The organism is Streptomyces sp. NPDC006510 (genome assembly GCF_040611955.1).
Taxonomy (GTDB): Bacteria; Actinomycetota; Actinomycetes; order Streptomycetales; family Streptomycetaceae; genus Streptomyces.
In genome coordinates this window covers 73,005-99,089 of the sequence record NZ_JBEXPH010000009.1, presented here as the reverse complement: position 1 = coordinate 99,089, position 26,085 = coordinate 73,005, and the positions used below count along the sequence as shown (strand labels likewise).

Below are 26,085 nucleotides of genomic sequence, written 5' to 3'. Positions count from 1 at the left end.
TCGATGACCAGAAATCGATCACTCGGGAAGGTACGCCCTCCGCGTTCCGCGAGGCACCTCTCCCGAGTCCGATCCACAGGTCTTGAGCATTGCTCTCGAGCCCCCTGAAATCACCGATGCCCGCAAGCAGATCCGAGGACGAGAAGACGCCTACATGCACGTGACTGACGGCACTTACCACGGTTGCCTGTGTGGCTACACCGTGCAGCGCGCGCTATCCGGAGCACCTGAGTGCCCCGTCTGCGTGCTTCTGGACGGCTGAACGACGCAGGGCCGGCTCAGCCGCCCGTTCCACGACCGCGAAAGTGATGGCCCAGGCGTGTCGACGACGATCCCGGCTCCCCGCTTCCGCGCCGCCGAGCCCGTGCCCACGTCAGCCAGTTCTGCACTGGCGTGGTCCTGTGGTTCAAGCCCATGGCGGGTCTTCTGAGGCTCCTCGCGTCCGGTCTGGTCCTCGTCGGGCTCGCCGCCGGTCGGATCTCGACGAGTGTTGGCGTGAGGACGCCCTCTGCGTGCTCGCTTGAGAAGAAGACCAAATCCACACAAGGAGAGCCATCTTGCACACCGCCCTGCACGTCATTCCGGCCGCTTACCGCGACCGCATGACCATCGCCACTGCCGATGACACCGCTGGAACGTTGCGTATCACCATCGCCGACGTGTTCAACACCGCCGAACAGCGCGCCATCATCACCGCGACCGAGCCGGGCACCCGCGCCCACACCCGCGCCCGACAGAAGGTGGCCGAAGAGGTTGCCAAGGAAGTGCGCACGATGCGCGCCAAGGTGGCGAGTGCACTGCGGGCCGCCGGGTACGACGTGGCGGACGCCGACGGGGGACACGCACGGGTGATCGGCGATTGGGAGGGATCCACGGTGCGCCCCCTGGTGGCAGTGCCCGTGGCGTTCGGGGAGGCCGTCTCGGACGCGGGCAAGGCATGGGAGTCCGGCGTGGATCACGGATGGGACCACGCCAACTTTGTAAATGCGTATGGCAAGAAGCATGACCAGCAACGCCCGGAAGTCCCCGGTTTCCATCGGGGATGCACCGAGGCGTTCGAACAAGGATGGCATGAGGGGCGCAAGCGGTACACCCGGGGGCTTTGGCAGGACGGCAGCAAAAAAGAGGACTCACCGCCCCTGTGACGCCCGCACAGGAACGCCCCGCGGATGCCAGCGACTTCGCTCTCGCGGATGGTCTTGCAATCAGCCTCGTAGCCGACCGGACGACGGGTACCGAAATGCTGGCCCTGCTGGGCGCGTTGATCACGGGGCTCCGGGTTTCAGTGCATTCCTTTGCCAAGCGCAGAGTTGCGTCCAACGAAGGGGAATCGCCCCAGAGCACAAACGACACAGCTTTAGCTGGCTCGAAGACCTCCTCGACCGAGCCACCAAAGCGCTCTGACCACGCCCTCTGCACGCGGAGAGAGCTGACGGTCTTCTTCCCTGAGAAGGGTGCGAGCAATGCCCACGCGAAGCGCGTCTGCGACGTCCGGGCCCAGCGCCTGGCCTACGCGCTGTCCACAGGTCGTGCAGCTGATCGGCATGGCCGAGGCCCGGATCAACCTCACCTACGCGACCGTGGCGATTGCCGCCGCGCCGATGAGCCCTGCGGTCATCCGCGGGATGGACCAGGACTTCGAGCACGGATTCGTCGCCCAGCGGTACCTACCTGACCGAGTGCTCGGCACGCAGCGCTACGCGCCGACCGCCAACGGCTTCGAACAAACCATCAACCAACGGCTGAACGCTATCCGCAGCCTCACGCAGCTGAGCACGACAAGAGTCGACACCGAAAAGGCGGCAGCATGAACGGTTCACCCCTCACCCAAGTGTCGGACTTTCCGGCCGAGCACCAGACAGCGGCACGGCACAGTGACCCGATCGGCCGGGACATCAGCCGACTGGCGCGAGACGTCGAGGAACTGGTGCAGGAGTACGGGCACAGCGGGGTCTTGCAGGACAGTGTGCTGCACGCGATCGGCCAGGGCCTGGAGCACCTGCGACTGCACGGCACGCTCCAGGCCCTGGCCAGGGACCTGGAGGACCGCGCCGCTGTGATCAGCCGTCTGTCCAACGACTTGGCCGGTGACCAGTCGTCCAGAGCCGTGGACCGGGTCGGTGCCGAGGTGCAACGCCAGGTGGATGAGGTCCGGGACATCGTCAACATCAACAGCGTGCGCGCGTAGATGGCTTCGGCCAATCTTGGCCCTCCCCGGCGCCGAGACTGGCTGTGGCTGTGCGCGAGTGCGTGCAAGCCGGCCTGCGGGTACCGGCCGACAAAAGCGGTCGGCTGGGACGCAGCAGTGGATCCCGGCCAAGCGAAAGCTGGGGCCTCTGCATAGATGCAGGGTGAACCGCCCGAGGACGATGGGTTTGCGGCCGAGAAGCTGACCGGTGCCGAGGCAAACATCCGCATCCGGGGACTCGTCGTGAACAGCGTGGCCGATGAGCTGTGGACATACGAGGCCCACGATTTGGACGACAACCCGCTGCGGATCGTGGCCCGCACCGTTCGGCCCGGTGCTTTCAACGGCCCGCGTGTGGTGCGCGAGGTCTACGTGCAGGCCGTGACCGGCAGCCAGGTGCATGAACTCGACTGGCTGGAGCGCGGGGAGTACGAGCCGTCTGCGCCGACGCAACAGCCGGTCAAGGTCGGTGACCGTGTCACTGCCATGCCGGACGGCTACAGCAGTCGGGAGGCGGAGATGGTATCGGTCGACTGGAAGTTGCGAGGGGCCCAGGCGCATTACCAACTGCCGCCGCTGTGGACGTGGGAGTGGTCGGACGAGGTCAAGTTCCCCGACGGCCGCACGCGTGAGGACCGCTGGCACTCCGACTGGATCTCCAAGAAATAGGCAGCCGGTGCGGCAACTGCAACATCTGACGGAAGGGAGCCCCGGCACGCGTTTGTGCCAGTCGGCTCCCTTTCCACTGTCCATGCCGATTTTCCAGTCCGTCAATCGAACGACGGAACGTGAGGGAGTGATCACGCGATGGTGCGTAAGGCGAAGCTGTCCGACGGTGCTTTCCTGATCCTGGCGAGCGCCGCGAAGGGATGGGTGAACCGTTCCATCACGGCGCACAGCGACGTGTGGCACATCAGCCCGGGGCGGGGCAACGGGCACAAGGCGATCGGCCGCGCGCCCGCCGGTAAGAAGCTGATCCGGGACGGCCTGTTGACCGAGGGGCCGTCCCCGTCGCTGACCCCCGAGGGACGCGCGGCCCTCGATGAGGCGCAGAAAGCTGGCCGCATTCTGGACTACGGCGTCGGCCGCAAGCCGTGTGTGATCGAGGAGCTGGCCGAGGAGTCGGCGGTCCCGCTCATGTTCGAGAACTGAGCGTGCCGGGACGCTCGATCCAGGAGTTATTGATCAGAAACTCATGGGGTTCACTCGTCGAGGACGTAGCGGACGTGCCGACCGCCGAAGTATCCGCGCACGATGTGAGGTTGGCGTTGTCGACGGTGGAAGAACCTGCGGGTTTCGGCGGCGAGTTCGGCTTGGTTCCTGGCCCGGTGGGTGTGGGGCAGGCTGCGTTTGAGGTCGGCGTTGACGAGCTCGTCCGGGTTCAGCTCGGGTGAGTACGAAGGCAGGAAGTGCAGTTCGATCTGGTCCTTGTGGTCGGCGAGCCAGGTCCGGACGGTCTTCGAGCGGTGGGCCGAGTGCCGGTCGACGATCAGGTGGACCTTCCGGTCGAAGTGCCCGACGAGCCGGTCCAGGAAGCGGCACATGATCTTCGCGTCGAAGGACTCGGTGAAGACCATGAAGTGCATTCGGCCCTTCGTGCTGATCGCGGACATCGCGTTCACGGAGAACCGGTTCCCGGTACGGCGGATGACCGGAGAGGCTCCTTTGGCGCCCCAGGTGCGGCCGGTGACCTGGTCCGAGCGGACCCCGACCTGATCGGCGAAGAGGACTTCACCGTTGTCCGCTTTCGCTTTGGCCCGGATCGCCGGCCAGGTCTCCTCGCGCCAGATCTGGACGGCCTCCAGGCCCTGTTTCACCGCCCGCTTGTCCGGACGCTGGAAGGTCAGCCCCCACCGCTTGAGGTACTTGCCCACCCCCGGCTCGGTGAACCGGACCCGAAACAGCTTGAAGATCAGCTCGCCTATCAGCCCCCGCGTCCACAGCTGACCGGAAAGCCCCAGGTCACAGGGGATGTGATCAAGGACGGCCTGCCGGACGGCGGCCTGCTCGGTCTCGGACAGGACCTGGTGTTCGCCTGTGCGGCGGCCTCGCGGACGGGACAGCAGTGCGTCGCGTCCGCCGGCCTGCCACTTCGCCCACCAGTTGTCCACGGCCCTGGCCGACACCTTGAACAAGGAAGCGACCTCCGCCCGGTCCCGGCCCTCCGCCAGCGCGGACACCGCCAGCAACCGCACGGCCTCCTGCGCGCCCGGCGACCACGTCCGCGCATCCCCCACCAGATCACTCACACATCGTCAACGAGCATGAACACAAAGCGTTTCGGATCAATAGGGCAACTCACGGACCTGGTTGACGGGTTGACCGCGGAAGAGGCAGCGGACGAGCTGTACAACGCCCTGGAAGGGAACCGATGGGGCTGGCTCGGTTTCGCTGTCACTCCGCGGGTCGTCCTGGGGAATGTTGGTCAGCGGTGAGTAAGCGATGCCGGCACTGTACTTCTTCATATTCCAGAGGTATGAGCCTCCGGCCGGTGATCAACCGGTCGGGTAGGTCGATACCACGGACCGATATGTAGAACTCAAGCCGCGTAGCCGCGCACAGAGGGCAAGGAAGTCGATCCGGTTGCCAAGTATTGCGTGCGCCATATAGCGGCGTGTATGCGAAATGGTCAGCCCAAGTTCCGCGTGCTGGTCAAGAAAATCCAGGGTCGCGTATTCCGTGAGGCATTCGTGGTGCACATCGACGGCACCCGCACGCCAACCAACGTCTGAGCTAACGGCAGTCCAGGACGCAGCAGAAACGCCGCACCCTGGGCTATCGACGGTCAGCCGTAATTACCGTTTCAGGGAGGCCATATGCACCACTACAGGCGGCCGGAGAAGCACTACGTGCAGTCCGGTGACACCGTCGTCGTCAGGCTCGGTGCGTCGGAATGCATGATGAGCATGGGCCTGTACGGAAAGCTTATGCCGGTCCGCGTCCTGGAGAACGGGTTCGGACAGCTTCTGTCAACGGAGTCGGGTCGCGAGTACTCCATGCCGAACCCGCTGAGTTGGATGAGCTTTTACAGCGACGACACCGGCTCCTACTCGTACGACATCCACGAGATCGGTGTGGGCCGCACCGTGACGCATACGTCCGGCCGCTTCTACGTCTACGTGGACAGCAAGCAGCTCTACGGTGTCCAGTCCTCGCAGTTCGAAGAGATGCGTGACGCGGCCCGAGACATGCACAGCCGGGATATCCCGAGTGCCGAGGTCCGGTTCGTGGAGAACAGCCGCTGCCTGCCCACCTGGTGGTCGCGCTCCGTCGTCGTGCCGCTCGACACCGAGATCCGCGAGAACGCCACCCGCGCATACCGCGACACGTGGATCGACCTGCCGACGCACTTCAACCTGTTCGCCGGTCGCTACCACACCCAGGAGGTCTGAGCCCATGCGCGCGGTCGCTGACCAGTACCAGAAGCACAACCCGAACGACGGGATGCCCGTCAACCTCCCGCACACCAAGCTGGTCGTCGAGTTCGTCGACCGGCTCGTGGACACGGTCTGGACGCCCGAGGAGCGGCTGGCCTTTGAAGCGAAGTACTACTACCGGGACACCAAGCAGGGCATCGTCGAGTTCTGGCAGGACCGGTGGATGGAATACGCCCCGGAGATCGCCCGCCAAGGCCAGTGCGTCACCTGGAAGCACCAGCGCGACGCCTGGGCGCCCTACCGGGTCGACGGAGTCCGTCTGGAAGACGGCGAGATCAAGGCCGTGATCCTCAAGGACCGCATGGGCGCAAGATGGCAGGCGTGGCCGCAGCATCTGGAGGCCGCCCCCGAGCCGCACAAGCCGCTCGTCCCGGTCCGGATGACGACCGGCTACCGCACCGACCCCACACCGAACCGGGTCAGCGTCGCCACGGCCGTCAAGGTGCTGCGCATGGCCGAGCGCTACAGCAGGAAGCCGCACGACCCGCACTGGACCGTCACGCGCGAGACCTACGCGCACCACGTCAAGGTCGTGATCAAGAGCAACCGCAGTTCGCTCGTGGACAGCGTCCGCGTCCCGCACGGGGTGGCGCTGATGGCGGCCGACGGTCGGTTCCAGATCGCGCACACCTGGGACGGGCACGACGAGCGCAGGTGGCACGCCCGTTTCTGTGGCGAGTTCCTCGGGACGTACCCCACGGATGTCGAGGCCGCCGATCGACTGCACACCTTCAACGTGAAGCGCTTGGGCTGACGGGCTTGCCCGGCCGATGAGCAGCGGGTGCCGGCCTCCCCTATTCGGCATTCGGCGGTTTCGAGTCCCGAACCGAGCACTCAGGAATTCGACTGCGAAAGGTAAGGAGGGAAAGGTGGCCGCAAGCATGCGCGAACTGCGCGACCAAGCCAGGGAATACCTGGGATGGGAGAACCGCGCCCCGGAGCGGTACGACATCAATGGGATCGTGCGGGACGCCTGGATCAACGGCAACGGATCGGACGAGATATGGAAGGCCGCCGTTGAGAAGCACTTCAAGCGCTTCTTGATCGGTGACTGGGTGCGCATCACGGTGGATGTCGAGGACGGATTCACCGAGCATCACTACGGTCCGATCGAGAACTTCTGTAAGCCGGACAGGAACTTCTACCGGCGTAACGTCGCCAAGCCGTACGCGGCCTTCGTCCACCCCGAGCACACGTGGGCCGGCGCCTTCCCGTGGCTCGTGCCCGCCGCCGCAGCAGCCGCGTACACCGAGTGGCGTGATCAATGCACGGCGGTAGCCGCATGAGCAGTCAACGGAGCTTGAAGTGGCCGGAGCTGAGCCTGCGCATCACCAGGCAGGGGAAGCCGCAGGGCCCCAGCGACAGCCGGTACGACGTGACGGACCTCCTGGAGCGGGACGCGGCCGACATCGCGGCGGGCAAGGCCCTGATGGTCGAAGTCCGGCTCCTGCGCAAGCAGAACGCGAAGGCGATTCCGCAGGAGGTGGAGACCCTGTTCAACCGCGTCGGCCCGCCTTCGGCCGTCGGCACCTACAGCCACCCCGAGCAGATCGTCGACCCGGATCTCCGGCGCGATGCGACCGACATGTGGGCCGTGGAGTTCGCCATTGAGGTCGGTGACCTCGTGCGCTGGCGCGGGCGGGAGTACCAGGTCGAGAAGTTGGAAGATGTCGACCGTGAGTGCGGCGAGTTCGGCTACCACACCGGCTATGCATTCTGCCGCCGTACGGACAGCCCGCCGGGAGGCCAGTGCAATCTGAAGCGGCTGCGTGTGGACATGCTGACACCGGCCGACAAGGGCGCGACGAATCCTCGTCAGACCGGTCAGTAAGCAGGGACCTCGCCGATGACCCTGATCACCGTCTTCGGGCTCACGTCCAATGCCTTGGGTGACCGGCTGGTGGCCGTCGTCCTGGAGGGCGACCACGTCGGTTCGGTCCGGGAGTGGGACAGCGAGGACGACTACGCCGCCGCGCGTGAGGTCGTCACCGCCGAGACCAGCGAAGAGGCGGCGGAGATGTTCCGTCGAACGGATCGAGAAGAGACCGTATGAGGGGAGCTGGCCTACTCCAGGCCCTTCCAGTCCTCCCGCGCCACGGACAACGCCGACGATGCGCTGAAGGCGTACATGGAAATGTCGCACTACACCTTCGTGTGGGACCACATCCTTGAGCAACGCGTCGGCGAGGTGATCGATCGGCACCTGGCCGGCCCCGAGATCCCCGGCGCAGCCAAGCTCGCGGCTGGCTGGTCAGAGACTGAGGTCGCCGGTCACCCCACTCCGGCGGCCGGTGGCACGATCCTGCCGCCGTTCCACGAGGCGAGGTGCGAACTGCTCCAGCACCTTCGCCGCACCGAGCTGAGAGCCAAGGCGCACCTGACCTGGCGAATCACTGTCGACCGGCACGGCGCCGTCGAGCTGGTCGTGCAGGCGACCGGCCCGATCCGGTTCAAGTACGGCTACAACACCCACTGGCTCGCGGCCGACGAATGAGCATCGAAAACGACCCGGACAACTTCCCCTGGGACCGCCAGGTCGTGTCCAGTTCGCCACACAGCTATGGCGCCAGGGGTGCAATTACCGGCCGAGGATTCAGCGATCTCAACGTGCTGATTCCCCAGCGCCTCGAACACAACAGATTCTGGAAGAGCCACCATGCGCTGTAGCACCCTGATCGGAACCGATCCGAAGTGCACCGGGACTGCAACCCACGTGCTTCTCTACTTGCTGCCTGCCCTGGAGGGCGAGTCCGGCGAGCGGACCAGGGAACGCAAACCCGTGTGCAAGCCGTGCGGCGAGGGCCTCGCGAGTGAGCCTCGCCTGCGGGGTCACGTTGTCCCGCTCACGGTCGTCGAGCCCCTGCCGAAGTTCCTCATCACGGGCGGACACCGCCTGGTCGAAGCGGCGAACGGCGAGGAGAAGTGCTGGGACTGTCTGAAGACCGCCCGGCCCGCCTGGTTCCGTGTCGGCACGAGCGGATGCCCGGGGCGGCCGGAGTCGCTGCACCTCTCCATTGACATGCACAAGGCCGCGCGAGGTGAGGCTCCCAAGCGTGCCGCCGCATCACGTGCCCTGTACCGCAAGTTCGCCGATCGGGCGCGTATACCGATCTGGGACTGGCGGCCGGTCGACGACGACCCCAAGTACTGCGTTTTCTTCACCTTCAACGACCGCGAGTACGGCGTGAAGTATGGGCTGGCGGGCCACAGGCTGCTGGCCGAGAAGTTGCCGAACCGGGGTTACTCCGAGCCCGGGTTGGTGAACCCGGAGCACGCCGACAACTACAAGCAGCTCGTCTTCCACTTCCACAACATGGCCAACAGGTACGGGAACACGTACTTCGCCACGTACACCCCAGGCCGTGAGGACGTCATCCTCCACGCTCCCGAGGGCCAGGTCTGCGCCATTCTGTGGCTGACCGGCCTGACGCGCCCGGGTGACCCGCTGGCCGAGGTCACCGACGCGGTGTGCGACACCTTCGGCGCCATCGCCAACATCAAGTTCAGCGACTACATCTACGAGTGAGGAATTCCCGGATGGAACCGCAATTCGTATTCGAGCCGACCGACCCGGACGAGGAGACCTGCAACAAGTACCGCGTCTCACTCAAGAGCACCGGCGAGGTGCTCGGCATCACCTACCTGACCAAGGGGGCCGGCTACGTCGCCGAGCACGTCGGCCTCACCGGCAAGCAGGGCGCGGTGCACGGCTTCAAGAGCGAGCGCCTGGCAGCCGAGTTCATGTACTGGTTCAAGGCCCCCGAACAGTCCGACCGGACCAACCCCAAGGACACCCCCCCGGTCGCTCAGCCCCGACGTACTGCCGACGTACGGCGTGCTGCTCTCCCTCGAACCCAACGACGGTGACTTCTTGGTCGACGCCAACACCCGTGGAATGGGAACCCGCCTCGGGTACCTCCAGCGCCGCGACGACGGGGAGTACGACGTCCGACTGGGAGCCATCACCGTCGGCCGCGCCAAGACACCCCAGGCCGGACTCTGGGCCATCGCGGCACTCCACACCACGGACAAGCGCTACACCCCGCTCCTCAAGGGCTTCACGCCCTGCGAAGACGACATCCCCATCACCCACCCCACGGTCCGCACGCTGCTTCCGACGAAGGACGAGGCCTGATCCCTTCCCCGCCCGCGCCCCAGATTCATCACCGCTACGAAGTCAGGACGCTCAAGAACCGCGACGGCACCCGCCGGTGCCTGGGCATCCGGGACAACAATTGCGGCACCTACGTGCGAAAGCTCCCGCTGGCCACACCCGAGCGCCTGGTACGCAGTGTGGTCGACGCACTGGCAGTGGGACGAGATAGTCGAGGCCGGCCACGAGGTCCGGCCGCTCGATGGCAACGGCGCCGCGGACTGGCTGCTTCGGCACTGGGACCGTGAGCACCCGGAGACCGCACGCCGCCTGTACGGAATCGAGGAACCGGGCGCATGAACACACCTGCATCTGCCCTCACCCGCTACCGCATGACGTGGTCGCGGGTGGACGGAACTGGGGAGACGCGGACCGTCGAGTGCTTCGTCGACTCGACATCGTTCACCGGTCGATGCGCCCTGACACCGAAGAAGGCTGAACAGTCTTCGGCCCCTCGAATGGCCAGCACCGAATTCCGCCGTGTGCCGGTTCGCTGAAGGCCAGCCCCCGTTGAATTCGACGGGGCTGGATCTTTTGTGTGCAGACATAAGGAAGGGAATTCCAGATGGAAAATGGCCCGCATGCCACGTGCGCCCGGCAGACCTGCAGCAATGGTGGGTGGTTCACCTGCGGAGGTCACTACGAAGTCCGAGTCGCCGCGTACTTCGACCGCAGTGTCACCGAGGAGGACGGCCTGCGGCTGACCTTCACCGCGCTCGGCGGCGGCGACGGGACCGAGGGCGTCGTCATCAACTGCAATGACTGCGGCGAGCCCGCCCCCCGCGTCTTCTACGCCGGTCTCATCGACACCATCCGCGCCCTGGAAGAGAAGGTGAAGGAGGCCCTGGCATGAGTGAGCTGCGAGCCAACACCTGGGTCAACTACCCCGAGACGGCCGCACGGCTACCCGATCAACAGGCCCTGGACGCTGGTCGGCACGGTCGACTCCGTCCAGGCCGTCCAGATCGTTCTGTGGGTCCGCAAGCCCGGGTGCGGCACGTCCGGCGGGTGGTGGGCACATCTGAAGCATGAGGACGCGGAGAAGCACATGCTGCGCCCGGCTTAATCCGGCACGGCACTCTAAGAACTGTTTATGGAGTCACCCAAACGGGTGTCGCTCTCTCTGGGTCCGCTCATTGTCCACAGCGCGAGAGTGTGACGAGCGGGCCCTTTTTGCATCCCTGTCACACAAATTCGAGAAGGAGCAACCCGTGGCAATCTCCGTCACACCCGACGCGAACGAGGTCCACGCCCCACCCCTCTCTGGCGGGTTCCGGGAGTACCGGACAATCGTCGCCGATTGGGAGAGTGTCGACGGGGTCTCCGTCGCCTTGCGCCCCGTCGTCGTCACCGTGCCCGCAGCGACGCCGGAGGAGGCCATTGAGGCCGCATCGGACCGACTCCAGGAGCACTTCGGTTCGAACGTCGCGGAACTCGGCTACGAGGACATCGAGCGTGACTGGTGGTTCGGCCTCAACGAAGCCGACGCCTTCCTGCGGGTGTGCGCCGTCTTCGTGGGTGCCCCGATTCTCGACAACGGCGACCAGATGACCACCGAAATCCACGGACTCGCCCCGGCCGAGTCCGTGGTGCCCCTGCGGGGCGTGCACGGTCTTCGCCGAGCTGTCCCGTGCTCTCCTCACACGATCACGCTGGAGGTCTGAAATGCACTGCACCCACACCGACCTGTCCGGCAGTACCCGTTCCAAATGCGGCACCGCGGAATTCGCCCTCACGGTCTCCGCCATGCTCACCGTCGACCTCTCCGGCGAGGAACAGGACCACACCGTCGACCTGGACGGCCTGGCGCACGAAGACATCGACCTCGTCTGCAAGAAATGCGGCAATCCGCTGGAGGGGCCCGAATTCGTCAAGGTCGTAACCCTGCTGATCCTCAAGCTGGAGAAGCGCCTGGGCGCCGGAATGGCCCCGTTCTCCTCCTACACCTTCAATGACGGCACGGTCATCCACCCCGACCAGCTCCAGGTGACGCCGCTGCGGGACGTGACCGCCGGCCCCGCCTACCAGAACGCCGTCAAGCAGCGAGCCCGCTACGAACAGTGGTTGGCCCGCCAGCAGACCCGTGTCAACTCCGGCGAGATCCACGAGATGGACCTGCGGGTCATGTGCAGGCGGTGGCATAGGAGTATCGCCGGGCACCACGTCGCTCTGCTCGACGAACTGGCCTCCTGAACACCGCGACCGAAGCCCAACCTGTCGACATCAGAAAGGAATCCGGGTGGCCATGGCCGACCGTCCCCAATTGAACACGCCGACCGGCGGGGAAATGACCAAGCCCCGCAGTCCCGCCCAGTGGCACGGACATCCGTTCGTCTGGGCCTGGTACGTCAACCTAGCCTCCCTCAGCGTCACCTTCATCGAGGACCGCTGCCGCGAGGCGAAGACCGAAGAGGCACCTGCCGACGCCGTGTACAAGACCGGCCTGAGGAACTCCCCGCCCAACAAGTGGGTCACCCTCGAGCAACTTTCCGAAGATCACCGTGACCGCGTCCGCGACTACGGCAACGCCCTGCTGCACTGGGAGCGAGAACTGAAGACGCACCGGGATGGGCCGGTGGTCCAGCCGCTGCACACCCGGCGGCCCCCCGCGGCCCCGACCGTCCCTACGCCGGCCGACCCGCGCGAGCACTGACAGACCACGCGAAGCCGCCCGCCTCGTGACTGCACGGCCCCAGAGCCGAGCCCTCTTCGCTACTTTCCCGGGGCCCGTTCGCATGCCCGAAACACACCGAGAAAGGCACTCAGCCATGAGCGACACCAACCGCCCCGACAGCGACTACGGCCTGCTGCCGGTGATGGAGACCAATATCGCTTACCCGCTCACCCACCACACGATCGGCGTCCACCTCGGCCTGAAGGAGTTCACCGAGGACAACGTTGCCGAGGCCCTGCGCAGGGTGAAGGCGTTCTTCGGCCTCTACGAAGAGGCCGGCAAGCAGTTGATCTCCCGCCAGGATGGCTCGCCGCTGCTGGTCCAGCAGATCGACGAGGCGTTCATCCGCCACCACTTCGGCCAGAAGACGAGCTTCGGCATGAGGACGCCTGACGAATTCGACGAGCACCTCCTGAACATCCGATCCAGCCTCACCGGCATCCCCCGCCGCTCCTACCGCCGCATCACATTCCTCGGTCTCGCCCGACTGAACCAGCGCCCCTTCCGGATTCTTCAGGAGATCGACGACCAGTACCGTTCGGAGGCCCGCCGGGTCGAGATCTACACGGACGGCACCCTGCTGTGGCGAGAGGACGGCTACCACGGTCTGGGGCCTGCGGTGACCGAGCACACCGAATCCGAAGATGTCCCCGGTCTCGGCATCATCAACGACCGCACCAACCAGCGCGCCGAATCCGTGCCGGCCTCCGAGTTCGAAGCCCTCTTCGAGCGCGCCCAGAGCGTCACCTGCGGATGGATCGTCGACTGTGAGCCGTCAGCTGACGAGCAGCACAGCACGGCCATCTACTGCGAGGAATCCCGGCCCGAGGACGAGCCCTTCTGCAGACACCACATGCGCTCCGCCCGCCTGATGCTCCCCGCCCTGTACCCGGGAGCGTAAGGCTGGCGCGGCAAGGACACATCAGCAACGGCCAGCGGCTTCCTCACTGGTTGGAGAAACCCTAGGCCACGCACAAGAAGAAACCCACATTGCCCAAGCTGCCTCACCCGCATTTCAAGAGGAACGGGATCAACGTCAGGGACGAACGCCAAACTCAGTCTCCGCTTCCTGCCCCTCTGTTGGGCAACCCGCACCCCACCAACGGACACAAGACCGGCAGCATCGTGCTGGCAAGGAGGCGGGTGCGGACAGCATCGACGACCTGGGCATTGGACTTCCTGCGGTATGCACGATGCCGGACGACAGCAACGGCCGCCTTTCGGTGATCAGCATCGATGTGCATTTGACTCCGGGGTCCGAAATTCAGGAGTTCTTGGATGAGCCGGCCCGCGCCCTGCGAAATATCCACGGCCTCGACGACGAAGGCCGCGGAGCTCCGCCCAGTGAGGTGAGTTCGGGGCGAAGCCTCGGCCGCTGCTCAGGGGCCGGAGCAACGGCCGAGTGAGCCGCTGCGTTATGAGGACTCCAGTGCGGGACGACGCATCTGCTCCTCGCACTGGGCCAGTGCCCCGGAGGTCACGGCTTGACGGAGCTGGTGGATCCTCCGGGCGGCCGACCGCTGGACGATGTCGTAGGACCGCCGGAATGATCAGTACCAACGGGATGCACTTTCAGATACCGGCGGTCTCGGTGAAGGTCGTCATCTGACGGCTGCGGCCTTTCTCTGGCGTAGACGCTCACGCACAGAGCCAACCATGGGAAGTGTCAGGCCTGAGAAGAGGAACAGCACTGCCAGCCCGCTCAAGGCGGGGCTCACAGCCTCTTCGGCCTTCAGCGGCCACGGATCGTTCAGGGTGTAGAAGATGATGTACGACCCCTTGGAGAAGGAATACGCCATGCCCAAAGCGGCGGCCATCGAGGACAGGGCGAAGCCGGCACCGCTCCAGGGGCGGATCCCCCAATTGCGTCGCGCCGTTCTGCCGCACATGAAGGTGAGCTCGCCACAGGTGACCAAGACGTAGGAAAGGTAGACGAGTAGGTACGCGGCGACCTTGGGGTCATCGACGTAGGCGGTGGTGAACTGGACCTCGGACCGGTTCGTGGCCAGGAAGAGCGGCACCATGATCGCCAGTTCCACCATCGCGGCAAAGCCGCGCTGGAACATTGCAGACTTCAGGTACTCGGGTCGGTAGGCCAGATCCACCATCGTGATCTGCAGAGCGGCGCACCACAGTATTGCGCAGACATGGGCCACTAGTTTGCCCACATTGGCGATACCTGTGATGTCCTCCGCCGCTTGGGCTACTACGGGGACGGCACACAGGACGCCCAAGGTGCACACACTGAAAGCGATGGCGATGGCCCATGTGGAGACGCGTGGGTTGCCCACAGCTCTCCGTGTGCAGAGTGCTGAGACGAGCAAACCGGCCACGGTGCACGTCCCGAAGACTATGCCGTCCACTTACAGCCCTTCCAGTGCGTCAGCCGCATAACGTGCGGCCTCGTCTTTACTCCGTCGGCGTTGGCGTTTGCCCGGCGTCTCGCTGGCGTCACTGATGGCGACCTGATTCAGGCCGAGGCTGGCCCGACGCCTTTCCAAGTCTTCGATGACGTCCTGCAGTTCACTGGGCGGAAGTCCGCTGAGCAGGACCAAGACACGGCGCACGAGTGGTTCCTCGAAGGCCATCAGGGCCTCAAGGTCGTCGTAGGTCTCATGTGGCAGAAGGTGGGCGGGCGGGACACCTCCGAGAGCCTCGCACAGAGCCATGATCGTGTTAATAGTCGGGTTGTCCTGGGAACCGTTGGCCAGCTTGGCGATGGCGGCATGGGAAACCGAGGGGTGTTCACCCGGCAGTTGACTCACGGAGGCCGACAGCGAGCGCGACGTGTGCGCCCGGCCCTGGCTCCTGGCCATAAGCGCCTTGAGCTTCTCCGCCAAGGGCAGACGGCTGCTGCTGCTCACCACGGGCAAAAGCTACCGGATGTGGCCCGGAGGCCGCTCTGCTGGCTACTGCACACCACGACCATGTACCGGTCTCTCGCTCTGTCGGGGACTCGTATCTGTGTACTTTAGTTGACATGCTCGCGTGCGCAAGGCAGGATCACGATCGGGAAAGATCCCGCTGTGCAGCGGGATGCGCACCGACTGTGACGTTCTAGGGCTTCTGGCGTCGCGGCCTGGGCACCCCATGGGGCATGGATCCGTGGTGGCCCGCCGAGTTAGACGATGCGGACGTACTAGGAGGCCGGGCGCACGCCGCATGACCAGCGGATAGCGCCTTCAGGCCAGGTGCTGCGCCGACAGGGGGAAGGGCTGAAGGTGAAGTCGACAGCAGCGATCAGAGGGGCTGGCGCGTGCGTGATGAACCAAACGAGCCGCGCGTTCGCCTGGTGTTCTTCGGTGCAGAATTTCGTGCGAGTTCTTCCGCCTCACGTACCTGTACAAGTTGCGCGGAGCGGCCCTCGTCGTGCGGGCGCAAGTGGAGTGCTCTCATGAAGTCGTGACTGCCCGTGTGCCATGGCAGCCCAAACGTCAATGGCGTGTTCGCGACTTTGTCCGGATAGCCCGAGGAGCGCTCGATGCCGACACTGGGCTCGCTGCCCGCCGACAAGCCTGAACTCAGACTGACATTCGTATGGGGCAACCCAAAGCGCGCCCGGGCCACGGAGATTACCGGTGTGGTCACCATGGCTCCAGAGCAGTTGCTGGAAGACGGTGTTCCCGGGAATCTGCCCGATGGCTCCCTCGTCCTGATCACCGGTGCGGTGCCTTTTCGGCTCCGCGGTCGTATCACGACGGTGCTGGAAACGTTGCTCCTACACATGAGACGGAAGGGGAGCCCGGGGCTAATCGTCAGCGCTGTTTCCGACGCTCGTCAGCCGTTTCCCCAGTCCGTCGTGGATCAGGCCAAGCGCCTGGACGTCGCGCTTCTGACCACGACCGCGCCTGCCGAGAAGTGGGAAGGCGTGCACGAAGAGATCCAGCAGTTCCGGCTCAGGCTTGCCGAGCGCCGAGCTTTCCATCTCAGCTCACTCGTCCAGGAATTGCCCGCTCAGCTGGCCGACTCCCGGGCCATGCAGCGCATTGCGGACTGGCTGGCACGTGTCCTGGATGTTCAGGTCCTGGTCAGTGAGCCGGAGAGGGTCCTTGCCGCTTCGCCGGCCACCGCGGCCGAACAGCTCGCACAGGCCATCATCCAGCAGTCCGTCGACGCTGGTCCGCCCGATGCTCCTTCCAGGCCGCATACCCAGCTCATTCCGCTGGCTCCGACCTCTGCGGTGGATACCGTACTTGCTGTGGCACGCCGAATTCCGTTCAATGAGGCGGACCTGCTGCTGCTGCGTCACGCGGCGAAGTTGTTGGGCCTTGTGTACCAGGCGCACCGCGAGTACCGGGCGGCCTCCGATGCCTCCAAGGCGGCACGCAGCGCAGCTTTTGAGCTGCTTTTGGATGGTGAGGTAGCAAAGGCCCGTCGTGTCATGACCAGCATGGTGCCCGGGTTGCTGGAGCCGGACACTGCTCGTGTCTTTGTCGTAGAAACCGAGCAGGCGCATCGGGATGCCGCTGTGCGTCGCTGCAGTGCCGCCATCGGCTATCAAGCCCTCGTCGTGCCTGACTCAAGGGGAGCACGACGGATCATCATCGTGCATCCGATCCCTTCCGGGGAGGACAACGGGGCTGCCGTTTCTACCGAGCTCACCCACCTGGTCGGCACATTCGGAGCCCATTCGTCGCTGGGCGGCAGCGGCGTCTACTCCATGACGCTACTCGCCGATGCCCTTCACGAGGCGATCACCGCGCAGTGCTTTGCCGCACTGCAGCCGGACTCCGTAGCCCTTTCGGTACATGGATCCGACCTCGTCAACCTTCTTCCTCAGGTGGAAGCACAACACTGGGCTCGTCATCTGCTGAGTCCACTGATGCAGGACCAGGCGCAGTGGGAATCGATGCGTGAGACTCTCCCGGTCGCCCTCGCCTATCCGTACACGGTGGCTGCTCGCCGGCTCCACTTGCACCGCAACACTGTCATGCGCCGTGCCGCACGAGCGGCTGAACTCCTCCACATGAACTTCGGACGTGTGGGCGACCGCGTCACGGTCGCTCTGGCTCTGGAGATGGTCACGCAGAGGGAAATAGCCGTTCCGTCCGCGGCGGACGGCTCGGAGCCCCGCTCCCTGACAGGCCTCCTGGCCGCCCCTCAGGTACAGGCATGGGCGCAGGCCCTGGTCCGGCCAGTCCAGGCAGATCGGCGCGACCTTCTCGCGACGGCACGTGCCTGGCTCGCCTTTGACACGCATGTCGAGCCTGCGTCCCGTGCGCTCGGGCTCTCCGAGGTGACGGTCCGCTCCCATCTGCGCGCTCTTGAGAACCACATGCAGCGCGATCTGACCACCCTTTCCGGTGTACGCGACCTCCACGTCTCTCTGTACGTCGCTACTGGCAACCCTGGTCTTCTCACGGATCACCCCGATGACGGTCTGCGAGTCGTGGCCTGAGCCAGGCCATGCATTCAGAACAGCATGCCGCACTCTTGCATTTGCTAACGGGAATCATGAACAGCGTGAGGGGCTGCGGGCATCCAGGGCGGGTGTAACCCTCTGCCAAAAACCGACCAAGCGGTATCAATGTTAATGCCCCTAATCGCCCTGTATGCCTGATGAGTTCGAACTGACAGACCTGGGTGGCCTTCTTGTTGGGACGGTCAGTGCTCGGGGTGTTGATCCGGCAGTAGGTCGCGCCCGGGAGTGGGGGGTGCCGAGTTGCCTTGGTCGTGGTCTGGCCGTGGCACATAGGCTTGAGGTCGAGGTCTCAATAGCCGGTCAACTCGATTATCTTGCACAGGATTTGGTGAATGGGCGGGTGGCCGGTCCGGCTCCCGGTGAGGTTATTCGTGGCAGAGGTGTGCACCCTCAGCGTGAACATCTTGCCGGAGGTGCACACCTGCGCTGTCGGGTGACTGTGTGGTGATTGCCAGGTGCAGAGTCGAAACGTCCAACCGGTCGGTTTGTGCAGAGGTGTAGTGGCGTCACCTGTCGCATATGCATAGCGTTGCTGGTGCAAGTTGATCCCCGGTTGCGGGGCGAGTGAGGTGGACCGAACTCGCCACCAGTCTGGGAGATCAGGCCCGCGGTGAGTGGGCTGGGTGAGCAACGGCGAACCCGCCGGGCACACCGAGAGGCGAGTGCCGGAGGTGGTTGGAGCCACCACCTGGCACCCGCTCTCGACAGTGCAAAAGCAGGCCCGGAAGGGCCTGTGCGAGACGACTCTTGACGGAGTCACCACCAGCAGGCATGAGAAACCACTGGGGTCTTCCGGCGGCGTGTTGGAGCACGTCGCCGGAGGTCAGGATAGATCAGCGATCCACGCCACAACAGCGCGGTACAGGATCGTCCTGACGTCAGGCCCCCCGAGACAGCGGGGCGGACCACATGTACGTGAGGCACTTGGAGAGCCCTCGTAAGGGCGTAGCGCCGTGTCAGCGGGCGGCAGCGGATTCCGGACAGGGGCGATCCGGATCTAGAACCCCGATGCAGACAGGACCGGCTGCTGGCATCCCCTGGCGCTCGTCGGCAGCCGAGTTGGTCGCGAACTACCGGACCTGTGAGGGGGCGTCAGTCGGGGGAGGGGATTGCCTTCCGCAGCGAGCAATGCACAGCGGGAGCGGGGCGGACTCCCAGCAACTGCTCCTGTCGGAAGGCAGTAGAGAACGGCCGAGGCTTGCTGCCTTGAGATGTGTGTCGTAGCCGATACGCCCCCGGCATCGCGAACCTCCCTGATCTTGCATATGAAGGAGTGCACAGATGATCCACCCCCACCCCGAAGCGCCCAACTCTGACGAGTTCAAGGGCTTCGACGAAGCCCGGCGCATCATGTGGGGCCACGAAGCCCGCGCCCGCGTGTACGAGCGGTTGGAGCTGACGACCTTCATTGTCGACACCGACGTCGCAGCAGTGCACATCAATAACACCGTGAGGGCCGACCGCGTCTTACTCACGGCGTTCGACATGGCCGGCCAGAAGGTTGGCGCCGACACGCTCTTAAACGACGAGCCAGGCCAACACCTCGACATTGCACCCGAGTTCGACCACGACTTCACCGATATGGTCGTCGTGCCCGAATCCCAGCTCGAGCAAGCCATCACCTGCGAGAACGGCTGGGTCGTCAACCTGACGGCATTGCGCGACTATGACCTCGTGGCCGATCGCCGGGCTACGCAGCGGGCAGTGTTCCTCGCGCATCTGCAGGACATGATGAAGTCCGGTGATGTCCGCGGATTCCTCTTCGGCCGGGGTGAGTCCGACGGCACTGAAGCAGCGTGAGAGTCCGCGAACTTGGACGTCAGAAGACCCCGCCGCACGCCCGGCGGGGTCTTCTGGTACCTGGCGCTGGTCCAGCGCTGTGCTTGCCAGCGGGTGGCGGGGATCAGCACGGCTGATCCGGATGTCGAGCCCGGCCTGAGTGCTCTGCGGAGAGGCATGCTGTGGACCGGCTCACGCCGGTCCCGGGTGACGTCTCGTGATGAGCCCGACGGGGCTGAACGGTTCGTCTTCGGAGCTTCCGGCTTCCAGGAGCAAAAACCATGAGCCGTCAGCTCGGCATGAAGGACTTCACTGGATTGTGCTCACCTCTACGAGGATGCCGACCGGTACCCCCGGCGCACCCCGGCACTTCCGAGATCTCGGTGAGCATGTCGCCGGGGCGAATGGTGTACGGCTTCGCCTTTGGCTCGGGCTCCACCTCGGCCCGCGGTCCCGATCCGCTGGGCTTGTCCTCGTCGCCGCAACCCTGCGTCGGATCCGGACTCACCCGGCTCTCGTCCTTCTTGTTCCCGCCCGGCTCCTGAATGCTCCCGCCGCCGGCGTTCTTGTTGCCCGGATCCGCCGGTGCCTGGATCGTTGTGTGCTTGTCCTGCGGCGCCCGGCCGAAGCCGCCGACGGTCGTCGCGAGCAGTGTCACTGCCCACCCTGCGAAGAGCGTCGCTTTGCCCACCATGACGCAGCGATGACGGGTCCGTTGCCGAAGTCCCTCGGGCCCGCGCGACTCTGCGGGTGCTCTCGTTTGCGCCGGCGGCGTCGACTCCGTCTTCACTGGCCTATGGATCGCGTCCTCACACCTGTCGGCTCCCCTCTGGGAATAGCGGGGCAGGTGTCTCTTGGTGGGCATTCGCATTCTACTCATAACCGAACTTAACTTGATAGAATGCAGGAATCAAAGGCGGCCTGAATCCTGTCTGATAGACCATCGATAGACCACTGAAACACCAATCGCAAGACCAACCGTCAGACCGAGCGAAGGAACCGCACCACCATGGCCAACATCTCCGCAAGCAAGCTCACCGAAGGCAACAGCGTCCACATCCGCGGGAAGCTCGCCTTCGCCGTACTCGCCCGCCTCATCCAGGGCGCGGAGCTCGCCGCCAGCGACCAGCGCAAGGAAATGAACGGCATGAACCCCATCGGCAAGCCGCACGTCACCGCGACGATCGTCAACGCCGAAGTCCAGTTCGCCGACCCGAACAACCCCACCCTTGAGGAGCTGTTCGTCTCCGAGCGCCGCTACTCCTCGCTGAAGAACCCCGACAGTGGCCCCAACTATTCGATCGACTCCAGGACTTCGAACCTGCCGATCATCGCAATCCCGTCCGCGACCGGCGACGGCACCTACGACCAGGACGAGTCCGGCCGGGAACTCGCGCAGGGCCTCGACGTCACGCTCGTACTGCGCGTCTACAAGCCGAAGAGCTACAACAACCGCGGCCTGGCCCTCGACCAGGTCATCGTCCACGAGGAGCCCCGCTACTACAACGCCGGCGTCATCAACCAGGCCGAGCTTGCCGCGCGCGGCATCGTGCTCAACGGTGCGCCGCGCCCCATCCGGGCCACCCCCGTCGGAAATGCAGCTGAGGCTCCTGCCGGAACCAAAGTCGAGGCCGGCCTGTCCTTCCCGGCCCCACAGCCGACGAACGCGACTGTGCAGGATCCGGCTCAGACTACTGTCGCCCAGCCGACCGCCACGGCCGCGCCCGTCGCCGTAGCCGTTCCCGCTGCTGCCGCGGTTCCGGCTTCTGCTCAGGAGGAGACCATGGAGGCGAAGCTCGCGCGCCTCGAAGCCGAGAACGCCTCCCTCAAGGACTCCGTTTCGCCCGTGGGCGCGCCCGTGGCCACCAGCTCGCGGAACGGCGGCCCCGCCCCGCAGGCGGGGATCACCTACCAGGGCTGATCCGCTGACCATAGACAGGACCCCCGTACTGGCATCCAGGCAGTACGGGGGTCCTGTCTTTGTCCTTCCTTCCTGCCCTTTCCGATCGAAAGCGTGCGGCCCACGATGATTCCAGCCGACCCCCATGCCTGGTTTCCTCAGTTCTATGGCAACCCCGCGATCCGCACTCTTGCGAGTGCCTGTCGGTGGACCATCTCCGGACAGATCGGAGAAGAGGACCCCGATGATCCTGACAAACCGCCGACGCGCAAGGCGCCGATCGACGTGCGGCATCTGATCGACGTCGGCCTGCTCCGCGGTGCCTGGGCCACTGACCAGTCCTGTCTGGTCACTCTCGACGAGCTCACCAGCGCCATTCCCAATGCCGGGAACGCTGCCTTCTACCTCCAGGCCCAGACCGACGGGCTGATCGTCCTCGATATCGAGCCCGACTGTCCGACGCGGATCGCCACGGACCTGCTGCGGCTGCCGGACATTCTCTACTCGGAGCTGTCGATGTCCGGCCGCGGCTTCCATCTCGTCATGCCGCTGCCGGAGAACTTCCACGACTTCCCTGCGGCCGCCGGCAAGCGCGTCCTGCGCGAGGAGCACGGCTGGTACGAACTGCTCCTGGACCACTGGGCGACCTTCACCCGCCGGCCCTTGCCCGATCACATCGTTGCCCGCATCGGCGCCGCGACTGCTGCGCCCGCCTTCACCTCCATCGAGGACCTCTACACCCAGCTGGCCGCGATGGCCCGCGAGAGCTCCGGCGCTTCAGCGACAGCCGTCGACACCGCCGAGAACATGCCCGACATTCCGTACTCACAGGCCATCATCGAACAGACCTTGACCAGCGCACGCCACCAGCTCCGGGATCCCGGCGACTTCAACCACGACATGTCCCGCTGGGAGTTCTCCGTCTTCGCTTCGCTCTACGGCTGGATGCGGACGCAGTTGCTCGCCTACAGCGCCCTCGGGGTCGAGTACTCGGCAGGTGACACTGCCTGGCTGCTCTACATGGCGGCGCTCGACGTCATCCCACCGCGCCCCAAACACAACCAACGGCGCAACGGCCGGCCCTTCCTCCTCGACCGGGCGGCCGCGCTCGTGGCCGACCGCGAGGCCAGCTCCTCGTCGGCCGACTGAGGCCCCGCACCTGGTTCATCCGCTGACTTCGGCGGCGGGGGATGCGGGTGACGGGTCCTGCGGCGGGGCCGTGCACAGGAGGGAACAGGGCTGAATCGCGCGGAGCGCGATCGGGCGGCGGTGTGCAGCGGGGCTCCAGCGCCACCAGTCCGGACGTGCAGACCGCCGCCCGTCTTTGACGCCATGGCCGATACAGCCTGCGCCACGAAACCGTTCACAGCCCATTTGGCCCCGGTGATACCGAGCACCTTCCTCCGGCACATCTTCTCTTTCTCTCTCGCCCACGCATAAAAGGACATCGACATGAAGTTCAACGGCATCCTCACCGACCTCATCAAGCAGTCCCTCGAGGTCGGCGCGACACCTGCTCTCATGGGCGAGCCCGGAATCGGCAAGTCCAGCTTCGTCGAGGCGCTGGCCTACTCCATGGGCACGAAGGCGTTCGTGCTGCCGTGCAATCAGCTCGCCGACAAGGCGGACCTCACCGGCGCGCGCCTCGTGCCGTACAGCAAGGACGACGGCACACAGAGCTACAAGACGGTCTTTTACCCCCACCAGGTGATCCAGGAGTGCATCGACTACGCCGAGGGACACCAGCGCGAGTGGCCGATCCTCTTCCTCGACGAGATCAACCGCACCACCTCCGACGTCACCTCCGGAGCACTGACCCTTGTGACCCTGCGACGCATGGGCCACGTCGAGCTGCCCAAGAACGTCCGCATCATCGTGGCCGGCAACGACAAGGGCAACGTCACCTCGCTCGACGAGGCGAGCCTGTCCCGCTTCGCGATCTTCCGCGTCGAACCCGACGCAGCCACCCTCATGTCCGTCCTCGGCGACAACGTGAACCCCTGGGTGAAGGCGGTGCTCACGCAGTTCCCCGCGTTGATCTTCCAGAAGTCGACGCCCTTGGCCATCGTCGCCGACGGCCAGGACGACGACGACAACGGCAACGTCACGATGGCCGATCTGTACGACGGCGGTGAGGAGATGAACCAGCTCACCACGCCGCGCACCATCCACAACCTCTCGAACTGGCTCAACAAGGCCGACCCGCAGCAGCTGGCACAGTACCTGGCCACCCCGGTCCAGATCGGCGACCGCGAGGTCTCGCTGCTGAACGAGGCCATCGAGGCCTACGTTGGGGACACCATGTTCACCACGCAGCTCGTGGCGACCATCGCCCAGGACCTGGCGAACAACTCGGGCGGCGCGCAGCAGAGCCGGGTGAACGTCCCGAAGCCGAACTGCTACCGGAGTCTGAAGGCCGCAGCGACCGCAAAGGTCCTGGAGGAGAAGATCTCGGATCTGACCGACAACGAGAAGTCCGGGTCATTGCTGTACGCGCTGAAGGAGAGCGAGGACAACGCACGACTCATCGAGCTGCTGGCCCAGGCCACCACGAAGTTCGAGTCGGAGCACACCCGCACGCTCATCGAGATGGTGACCAGCAAGCAGATCGACCGTCAGAACCTGGAGTCCTTCCTCCAGGTCGACGCGCCGATCGTCAACCAGGCCAAGCCGGTCCTGTCGGCCTTCCTCTGATCGATCGGTCACCGGTGGTGGGGACTGCGGTCCTCGCTGCAACTTCCCGCCACCGGCGGCGTTCTGCCGCTGCCTCGCCATCAGAAGGAGACCACGACCCATGACGATGAACGTCACGAATCAGAAGCCGGCCGTGCTCGACGCACTGCACACGATCTCGTGCACCGGCGACTACGACCCCATGCCTGCGATCCAGCAGACCCTCGTCGACCCGCTCCTGCAGCCGTTGAATCCGAACGCCCCGGCAAGCATCACCGACGCCCAGGGCGCGGATCTGACCGGGGACATCCTGGACCTGATCACGAGCTGCTTCGGCGACACACTGAACATGGGCAGCGAACAGACCGTCAAGGAGTTGTTCGGGCAGACCCTGATCAGCTTCGACCAGGGCACGCCGCTGCCGGTCGCTGAGCTCTTCGCCGTCCAGGCCGGGCAGCAGAACAAGTTGCCCGCGCCCTCACCGCGGGTGCTCTACACGGCGCAGGCCGATGTCATCCCGGCTGCGAAGGCCCTGTTGGCGGGAGGCGACGGAAGCCAGTTCTTCGCCTCGATCGCCTACACCTTCCACCCCGACACCCTCGGGTTCTGGTTCCAGTCCTCCACTGCCTTCGACGATTTCAAGGTCTGGCTGTCCCAGCAGACCCAGGCGATGGCCAGTGCGCTGCCGCCGGCCACCACCCGGCTGCTCAACGACTTCACGGCTCTGTCCCTCAAAGGGCTCACCGAGTCGCTGCTGGTGCGCAAGGACGACTCCGACGCCAACGATGAGCACTCCTTCGCCCGCGTACTCGTGCACTTGCTGATGCGCTACGTCGAGCAGCAGCGGACTCAGGCAGGACAGCTGGGCGCGGCCCTGGACACCGGCATCCTGCCGTTCACGGCCGGGGAGCTGTTCTGCCCGTGCTCACTCGTTCTCGTCAACGTCGAGGCCCATGCCCGGGCTACCGCGGCGAAGGTGACGGGGGAGTGGAACCTCATCAACCAGTCGCTGGCCTCGCCGGTGAAGGTCGTCTCGAACGCGTCGCTGTCCAAGCTGACCTCGTTGCCGAGGGCAGCCGCCCGGGCCGCCGTCATGGGGGCCAAGCAGCAGCCGGGACAGCCCGGCAGCCGCAGCGCCCAGGTGGCATTCCGCAAGCAGCCGCCGAGCAAGCGCGACCTGTTCAAGGACATCAGCCGTGTGCTGCGCCGGATGGGCAAGGTCAACAAGTCGCAGAACGTGTTCCGCACGACGAAATCGACCTTCCTCAAGGCCAGCCGCCGGAGCCCGGACGATTTCAACAAACCCGGCCGGACCACCTTGGTGCAGTACATGCCCGACCTGCACATCTACATCGATACCTCCGGCTCGATCAGTGAGAAGAACTACCAGGAGGCGGTCATGATGCTCATCCGGATCGCCAAGAAGCTCAACATCAACCTGTACTTCAACTCGTTCAGCCACTTCCTGTCCCAGGAAGTGATGCTGCGCACGGAGAACAAGTCGACGGATCGGATCTGGAAGGAGTTCCGCAGGATTCCGAAGGTGTCGGGCGGGACCGAGTTCACGCAGATCTGGCGGTACATCAACGCCAGCCGCGTGCGCCAGCGCAGGCTCTCGCTCGTGGTCACCGACTTCGAGTGGGCACCACCGTCCACGCGGCAGGACCACCCGAAGAACCTGTACTACGCCCCGTGCTCCGCCATGGACTGGTCAGTCATGGTCAGGCTGGCCGAGCGCTACGCCGACTCGATGCAACACATCGACCCGGGCATCCGGCAGAAGCTTCTCGGCCTGGTCGTCTGACCTCGCCGCTCCTCGGAGACCGTCAGGGGCGGCGCCTCCAACTCACTCCATCGGC

At 65.1% G+C, this 26,085-nt stretch carries 31 protein-coding genes; 27 read left to right on the top strand and 4 right to left on the bottom strand.

Annotated elements, in window-relative coordinates; translation table 11 throughout:
* Positions 1-557 precede the first annotated feature (557 nt).
* From ABZY11_RS05290 to ABZY11_RS05270, 5 genes are all read left to right on the top strand, one after another.
* On the top strand, positions 558-1,145 hold the full coding sequence (locus ABZY11_RS05290) for a hypothetical protein (RefSeq protein WP_356477817.1): 588 nt from the start codon (positions 558-560) through the stop codon (positions 1,143-1,145).
* A gap of 384 nt (positions 1,146-1,529) precedes the next feature.
* A complete protein-coding gene (locus ABZY11_RS05285; RefSeq protein ID WP_356477816.1) occupies positions 1,530-1,811 on the top strand; it encodes a hypothetical protein in 282 nt (93 codons plus the stop codon).
* The gene (locus ABZY11_RS05280) at positions 1,808-2,188 is read left to right on the top strand and encodes a hypothetical protein (RefSeq protein WP_356477815.1); all 381 of its coding nucleotides are present in this window, start codon (positions 1,808-1,810) and stop codon (positions 2,186-2,188) included. Before ABZY11_RS05285 ends, ABZY11_RS05280 begins: the two co-directional genes overlap by 4 nt.
* Positions 2,189-2,344: 156 nt before the next feature.
* Positions 2,345-2,857 carry a hypothetical protein gene (locus ABZY11_RS05275; protein ID WP_356477814.1) on the top strand — a complete coding sequence of 171 codons (513 nt, stop codon included), beginning with the start codon at positions 2,345-2,347 and terminating at the stop codon, positions 2,855-2,857.
* Positions 2,858-2,995: 138 nt separating this feature from the next.
* The gene (locus ABZY11_RS05270; RefSeq protein ID WP_356477813.1) at positions 2,996-3,340 is read left to right on the top strand and encodes a hypothetical protein; all 345 of its coding nucleotides are present in this window, start codon (positions 2,996-2,998) and stop codon (positions 3,338-3,340) included.
* A gap of 50 nt (positions 3,341-3,390) precedes the next feature.
* Here the strand turns inward: ABZY11_RS05270 and ABZY11_RS05265 are convergent, their stop codons facing one another.
* Complete coding sequence (locus tag ABZY11_RS05265; protein WP_356477812.1) at positions 3,391-4,437, bottom strand: IS630 family transposase; 1,047 nt, start codon at positions 4,435-4,437, stop codon at positions 3,391-3,393.
* Between the two features lie 567 nt (positions 4,438-5,004).
* On the opposite strand from ABZY11_RS05265, the gene ABZY11_RS05260 reads away from it, so the two are divergent.
* The 16 genes from ABZY11_RS05260 (at position 5,005) to ABZY11_RS05185 (ending at position 13,858) form a co-directional block, all read left to right on the top strand.
* Positions 5,005-5,580: a hypothetical protein gene (locus ABZY11_RS05260; protein ID WP_356477811.1), complete on the top strand. Its 576-nt coding sequence runs from the start codon at positions 5,005-5,007 to the stop codon at positions 5,578-5,580.
* A 4-nt stretch (positions 5,581-5,584) separates the two neighbouring features.
* Positions 5,585-6,379: a hypothetical protein gene (locus ABZY11_RS05255; RefSeq protein ID WP_356477810.1), complete on the top strand. Its 795-nt coding sequence runs from the start codon at positions 5,585-5,587 to the stop codon at positions 6,377-6,379.
* Positions 6,380-6,494: 115 nt separating this feature from the next.
* On the top strand, positions 6,495-6,911 hold the full coding sequence (locus ABZY11_RS05250; protein ID WP_356477809.1) for a hypothetical protein: 417 nt from the start codon (positions 6,495-6,497) through the stop codon (positions 6,909-6,911).
* On the top strand, positions 6,908-7,456 hold the full coding sequence (locus ABZY11_RS05245) for a hypothetical protein (protein ID WP_356477808.1): 549 nt from the start codon (positions 6,908-6,910) through the stop codon (positions 7,454-7,456). Before ABZY11_RS05250 ends, ABZY11_RS05245 begins: the two co-directional genes overlap by 4 nt.
* A 15-nt stretch (positions 7,457-7,471) precedes the next feature.
* Positions 7,472-7,678, top strand: a complete 207-nt coding sequence (locus tag ABZY11_RS05240) for a hypothetical protein (protein ID WP_356477807.1) — start codon at positions 7,472-7,474, stop codon at positions 7,676-7,678.
* A gap of 81 nt (positions 7,679-7,759) precedes the next feature.
* Entirely contained in the window at positions 7,760-8,119 is a 360-nt protein-coding gene (locus tag ABZY11_RS05235) for a hypothetical protein (RefSeq protein WP_356477806.1), read from the top strand.
* A gap of 219 nt (positions 8,120-8,338) precedes the next feature.
* A complete protein-coding gene (locus tag ABZY11_RS05230; protein WP_356477805.1) occupies positions 8,339-9,151 on the top strand; it encodes a hypothetical protein in 813 nt (270 codons plus the stop codon).
* An 11-nt stretch (positions 9,152-9,162) separates the two neighbouring features.
* Entirely contained in the window at positions 9,163-9,492 is a 330-nt protein-coding gene (locus tag ABZY11_RS05225) for a hypothetical protein (RefSeq protein ID WP_356477804.1), read from the top strand.
* A gap of 28 nt (positions 9,493-9,520) precedes the next feature.
* Complete coding sequence (locus ABZY11_RS05220) at positions 9,521-9,760, top strand: hypothetical protein (RefSeq protein WP_326742855.1); 240 nt, start codon at positions 9,521-9,523, stop codon at positions 9,758-9,760.
* Between the two features lie 156 nt (positions 9,761-9,916).
* Positions 9,917-10,078, top strand: coding sequence for a hypothetical protein (locus ABZY11_RS05215; protein ID WP_356477803.1), 162 nt, complete (start codon positions 9,917-9,919; stop codon positions 10,076-10,078).
* Positions 10,079-10,343: 265 nt separating this feature from the next.
* Positions 10,344-10,631, top strand: coding sequence for a hypothetical protein (locus tag ABZY11_RS05210; RefSeq protein ID WP_356477802.1), 288 nt, complete (start codon positions 10,344-10,346; stop codon positions 10,629-10,631).
* A 358-nt stretch (positions 10,632-10,989) separates the two neighbouring features.
* Positions 10,990-11,442 (top strand): hypothetical protein, encoded by a 453-nt coding sequence (locus tag ABZY11_RS05205; RefSeq protein WP_326742857.1) that lies wholly within the window; start codon positions 10,990-10,992, stop codon positions 11,440-11,442.
* Position 11,443: 1 nt separating this feature from the next.
* Positions 11,444-11,971: a hypothetical protein gene (locus ABZY11_RS05200; RefSeq protein ID WP_326742858.1), complete on the top strand. Its 528-nt coding sequence runs from the start codon at positions 11,444-11,446 to the stop codon at positions 11,969-11,971.
* Positions 11,972-12,041: 70 nt separating this feature from the next.
* Positions 12,042-12,431 (top strand): hypothetical protein, encoded by a 390-nt coding sequence (locus ABZY11_RS05195; RefSeq protein ID WP_356477801.1) that lies wholly within the window; start codon positions 12,042-12,044, stop codon positions 12,429-12,431.
* Positions 12,432-12,546: 115 nt separating this feature from the next.
* A complete protein-coding gene (locus ABZY11_RS05190) occupies positions 12,547-13,353 on the top strand; it encodes a hypothetical protein (RefSeq protein ID WP_356477800.1) in 807 nt (268 codons plus the stop codon).
* Between the two features lie 292 nt (positions 13,354-13,645).
* Complete coding sequence (locus ABZY11_RS05185) at positions 13,646-13,858, top strand: hypothetical protein (RefSeq protein WP_326742860.1); 213 nt, start codon at positions 13,646-13,648, stop codon at positions 13,856-13,858.
* 195 nt (positions 13,859-14,053) lie between these two features.
* On the opposite strand, the gene ABZY11_RS05180 is transcribed toward ABZY11_RS05185, so the two are convergent.
* Together ABZY11_RS05180 and ABZY11_RS05175 are read right to left on the bottom strand one after the other, a co-directional pair.
* On the bottom strand, positions 14,054-14,815 hold the full coding sequence (locus ABZY11_RS05180) for a hypothetical protein (protein WP_326742861.1): 762 nt from the start codon (positions 14,813-14,815) through the stop codon (positions 14,054-14,056).
* The gene (locus ABZY11_RS05175) at positions 14,816-15,319 is read right to left on the bottom strand and encodes a hypothetical protein (RefSeq protein WP_326742862.1); all 504 of its coding nucleotides are present in this window, start codon (positions 15,317-15,319) and stop codon (positions 14,816-14,818) included.
* Between the two features lie 614 nt (positions 15,320-15,933).
* Here ABZY11_RS05175 and ABZY11_RS05170 point away from each other — a divergent pair.
* Both ABZY11_RS05170 and ABZY11_RS05165 read left to right on the top strand, forming a co-directional pair.
* Positions 15,934-17,850 (top strand): helix-turn-helix domain-containing protein, encoded by a 1,917-nt coding sequence (locus tag ABZY11_RS05170; protein ID WP_326742863.1) that lies wholly within the window; start codon positions 15,934-15,936, stop codon positions 17,848-17,850.
* Positions 17,851-19,155: 1,305 nt separating this feature from the next.
* The gene (locus tag ABZY11_RS05165; RefSeq protein ID WP_356477799.1) at positions 19,156-19,674 is read left to right on the top strand and encodes a hypothetical protein; all 519 of its coding nucleotides are present in this window, start codon (positions 19,156-19,158) and stop codon (positions 19,672-19,674) included.
* Positions 19,675-19,942: 268 nt separating this feature from the next.
* Here ABZY11_RS05165 and ABZY11_RS05160 read toward each other — a convergent pair whose 3' ends face one another.
* Positions 19,943-20,347, bottom strand: coding sequence for a hypothetical protein (locus tag ABZY11_RS05160; protein ID WP_356477798.1), 405 nt, complete (start codon positions 20,345-20,347; stop codon positions 19,943-19,945).
* 315 nt (positions 20,348-20,662) lie between these two features.
* On the opposite strand from ABZY11_RS05160, the gene ABZY11_RS05155 reads away from it, so the two are divergent.
* The 4 genes from ABZY11_RS05155 (at position 20,663) to ABZY11_RS05140 (ending at position 26,030) form a co-directional block, all read left to right on the top strand.
* Positions 20,663-21,574, top strand: a complete 912-nt coding sequence (locus ABZY11_RS05155) for a hypothetical protein (RefSeq protein WP_356477797.1) — start codon at positions 20,663-20,665, stop codon at positions 21,572-21,574.
* 264 nt (positions 21,575-21,838) lie between these two features.
* Positions 21,839-22,702 carry a hypothetical protein gene (locus tag ABZY11_RS05150; RefSeq protein WP_356477796.1) on the top strand — a complete coding sequence of 288 codons (864 nt, stop codon included), beginning with the start codon at positions 21,839-21,841 and terminating at the stop codon, positions 22,700-22,702.
* Between the two features lie 303 nt (positions 22,703-23,005).
* Positions 23,006-24,247 (top strand): MoxR family ATPase, encoded by a 1,242-nt coding sequence (locus ABZY11_RS05145; protein WP_326742868.1) that lies wholly within the window; start codon positions 23,006-23,008, stop codon positions 24,245-24,247.
* A 100-nt stretch (positions 24,248-24,347) separates the two neighbouring features.
* Positions 24,348-26,030, top strand: a complete 1,683-nt coding sequence (locus ABZY11_RS05140) for a hypothetical protein (RefSeq protein ID WP_356477795.1) — start codon at positions 24,348-24,350, stop codon at positions 26,028-26,030.
* Positions 26,031-26,085 lie beyond the last annotated feature (55 nt).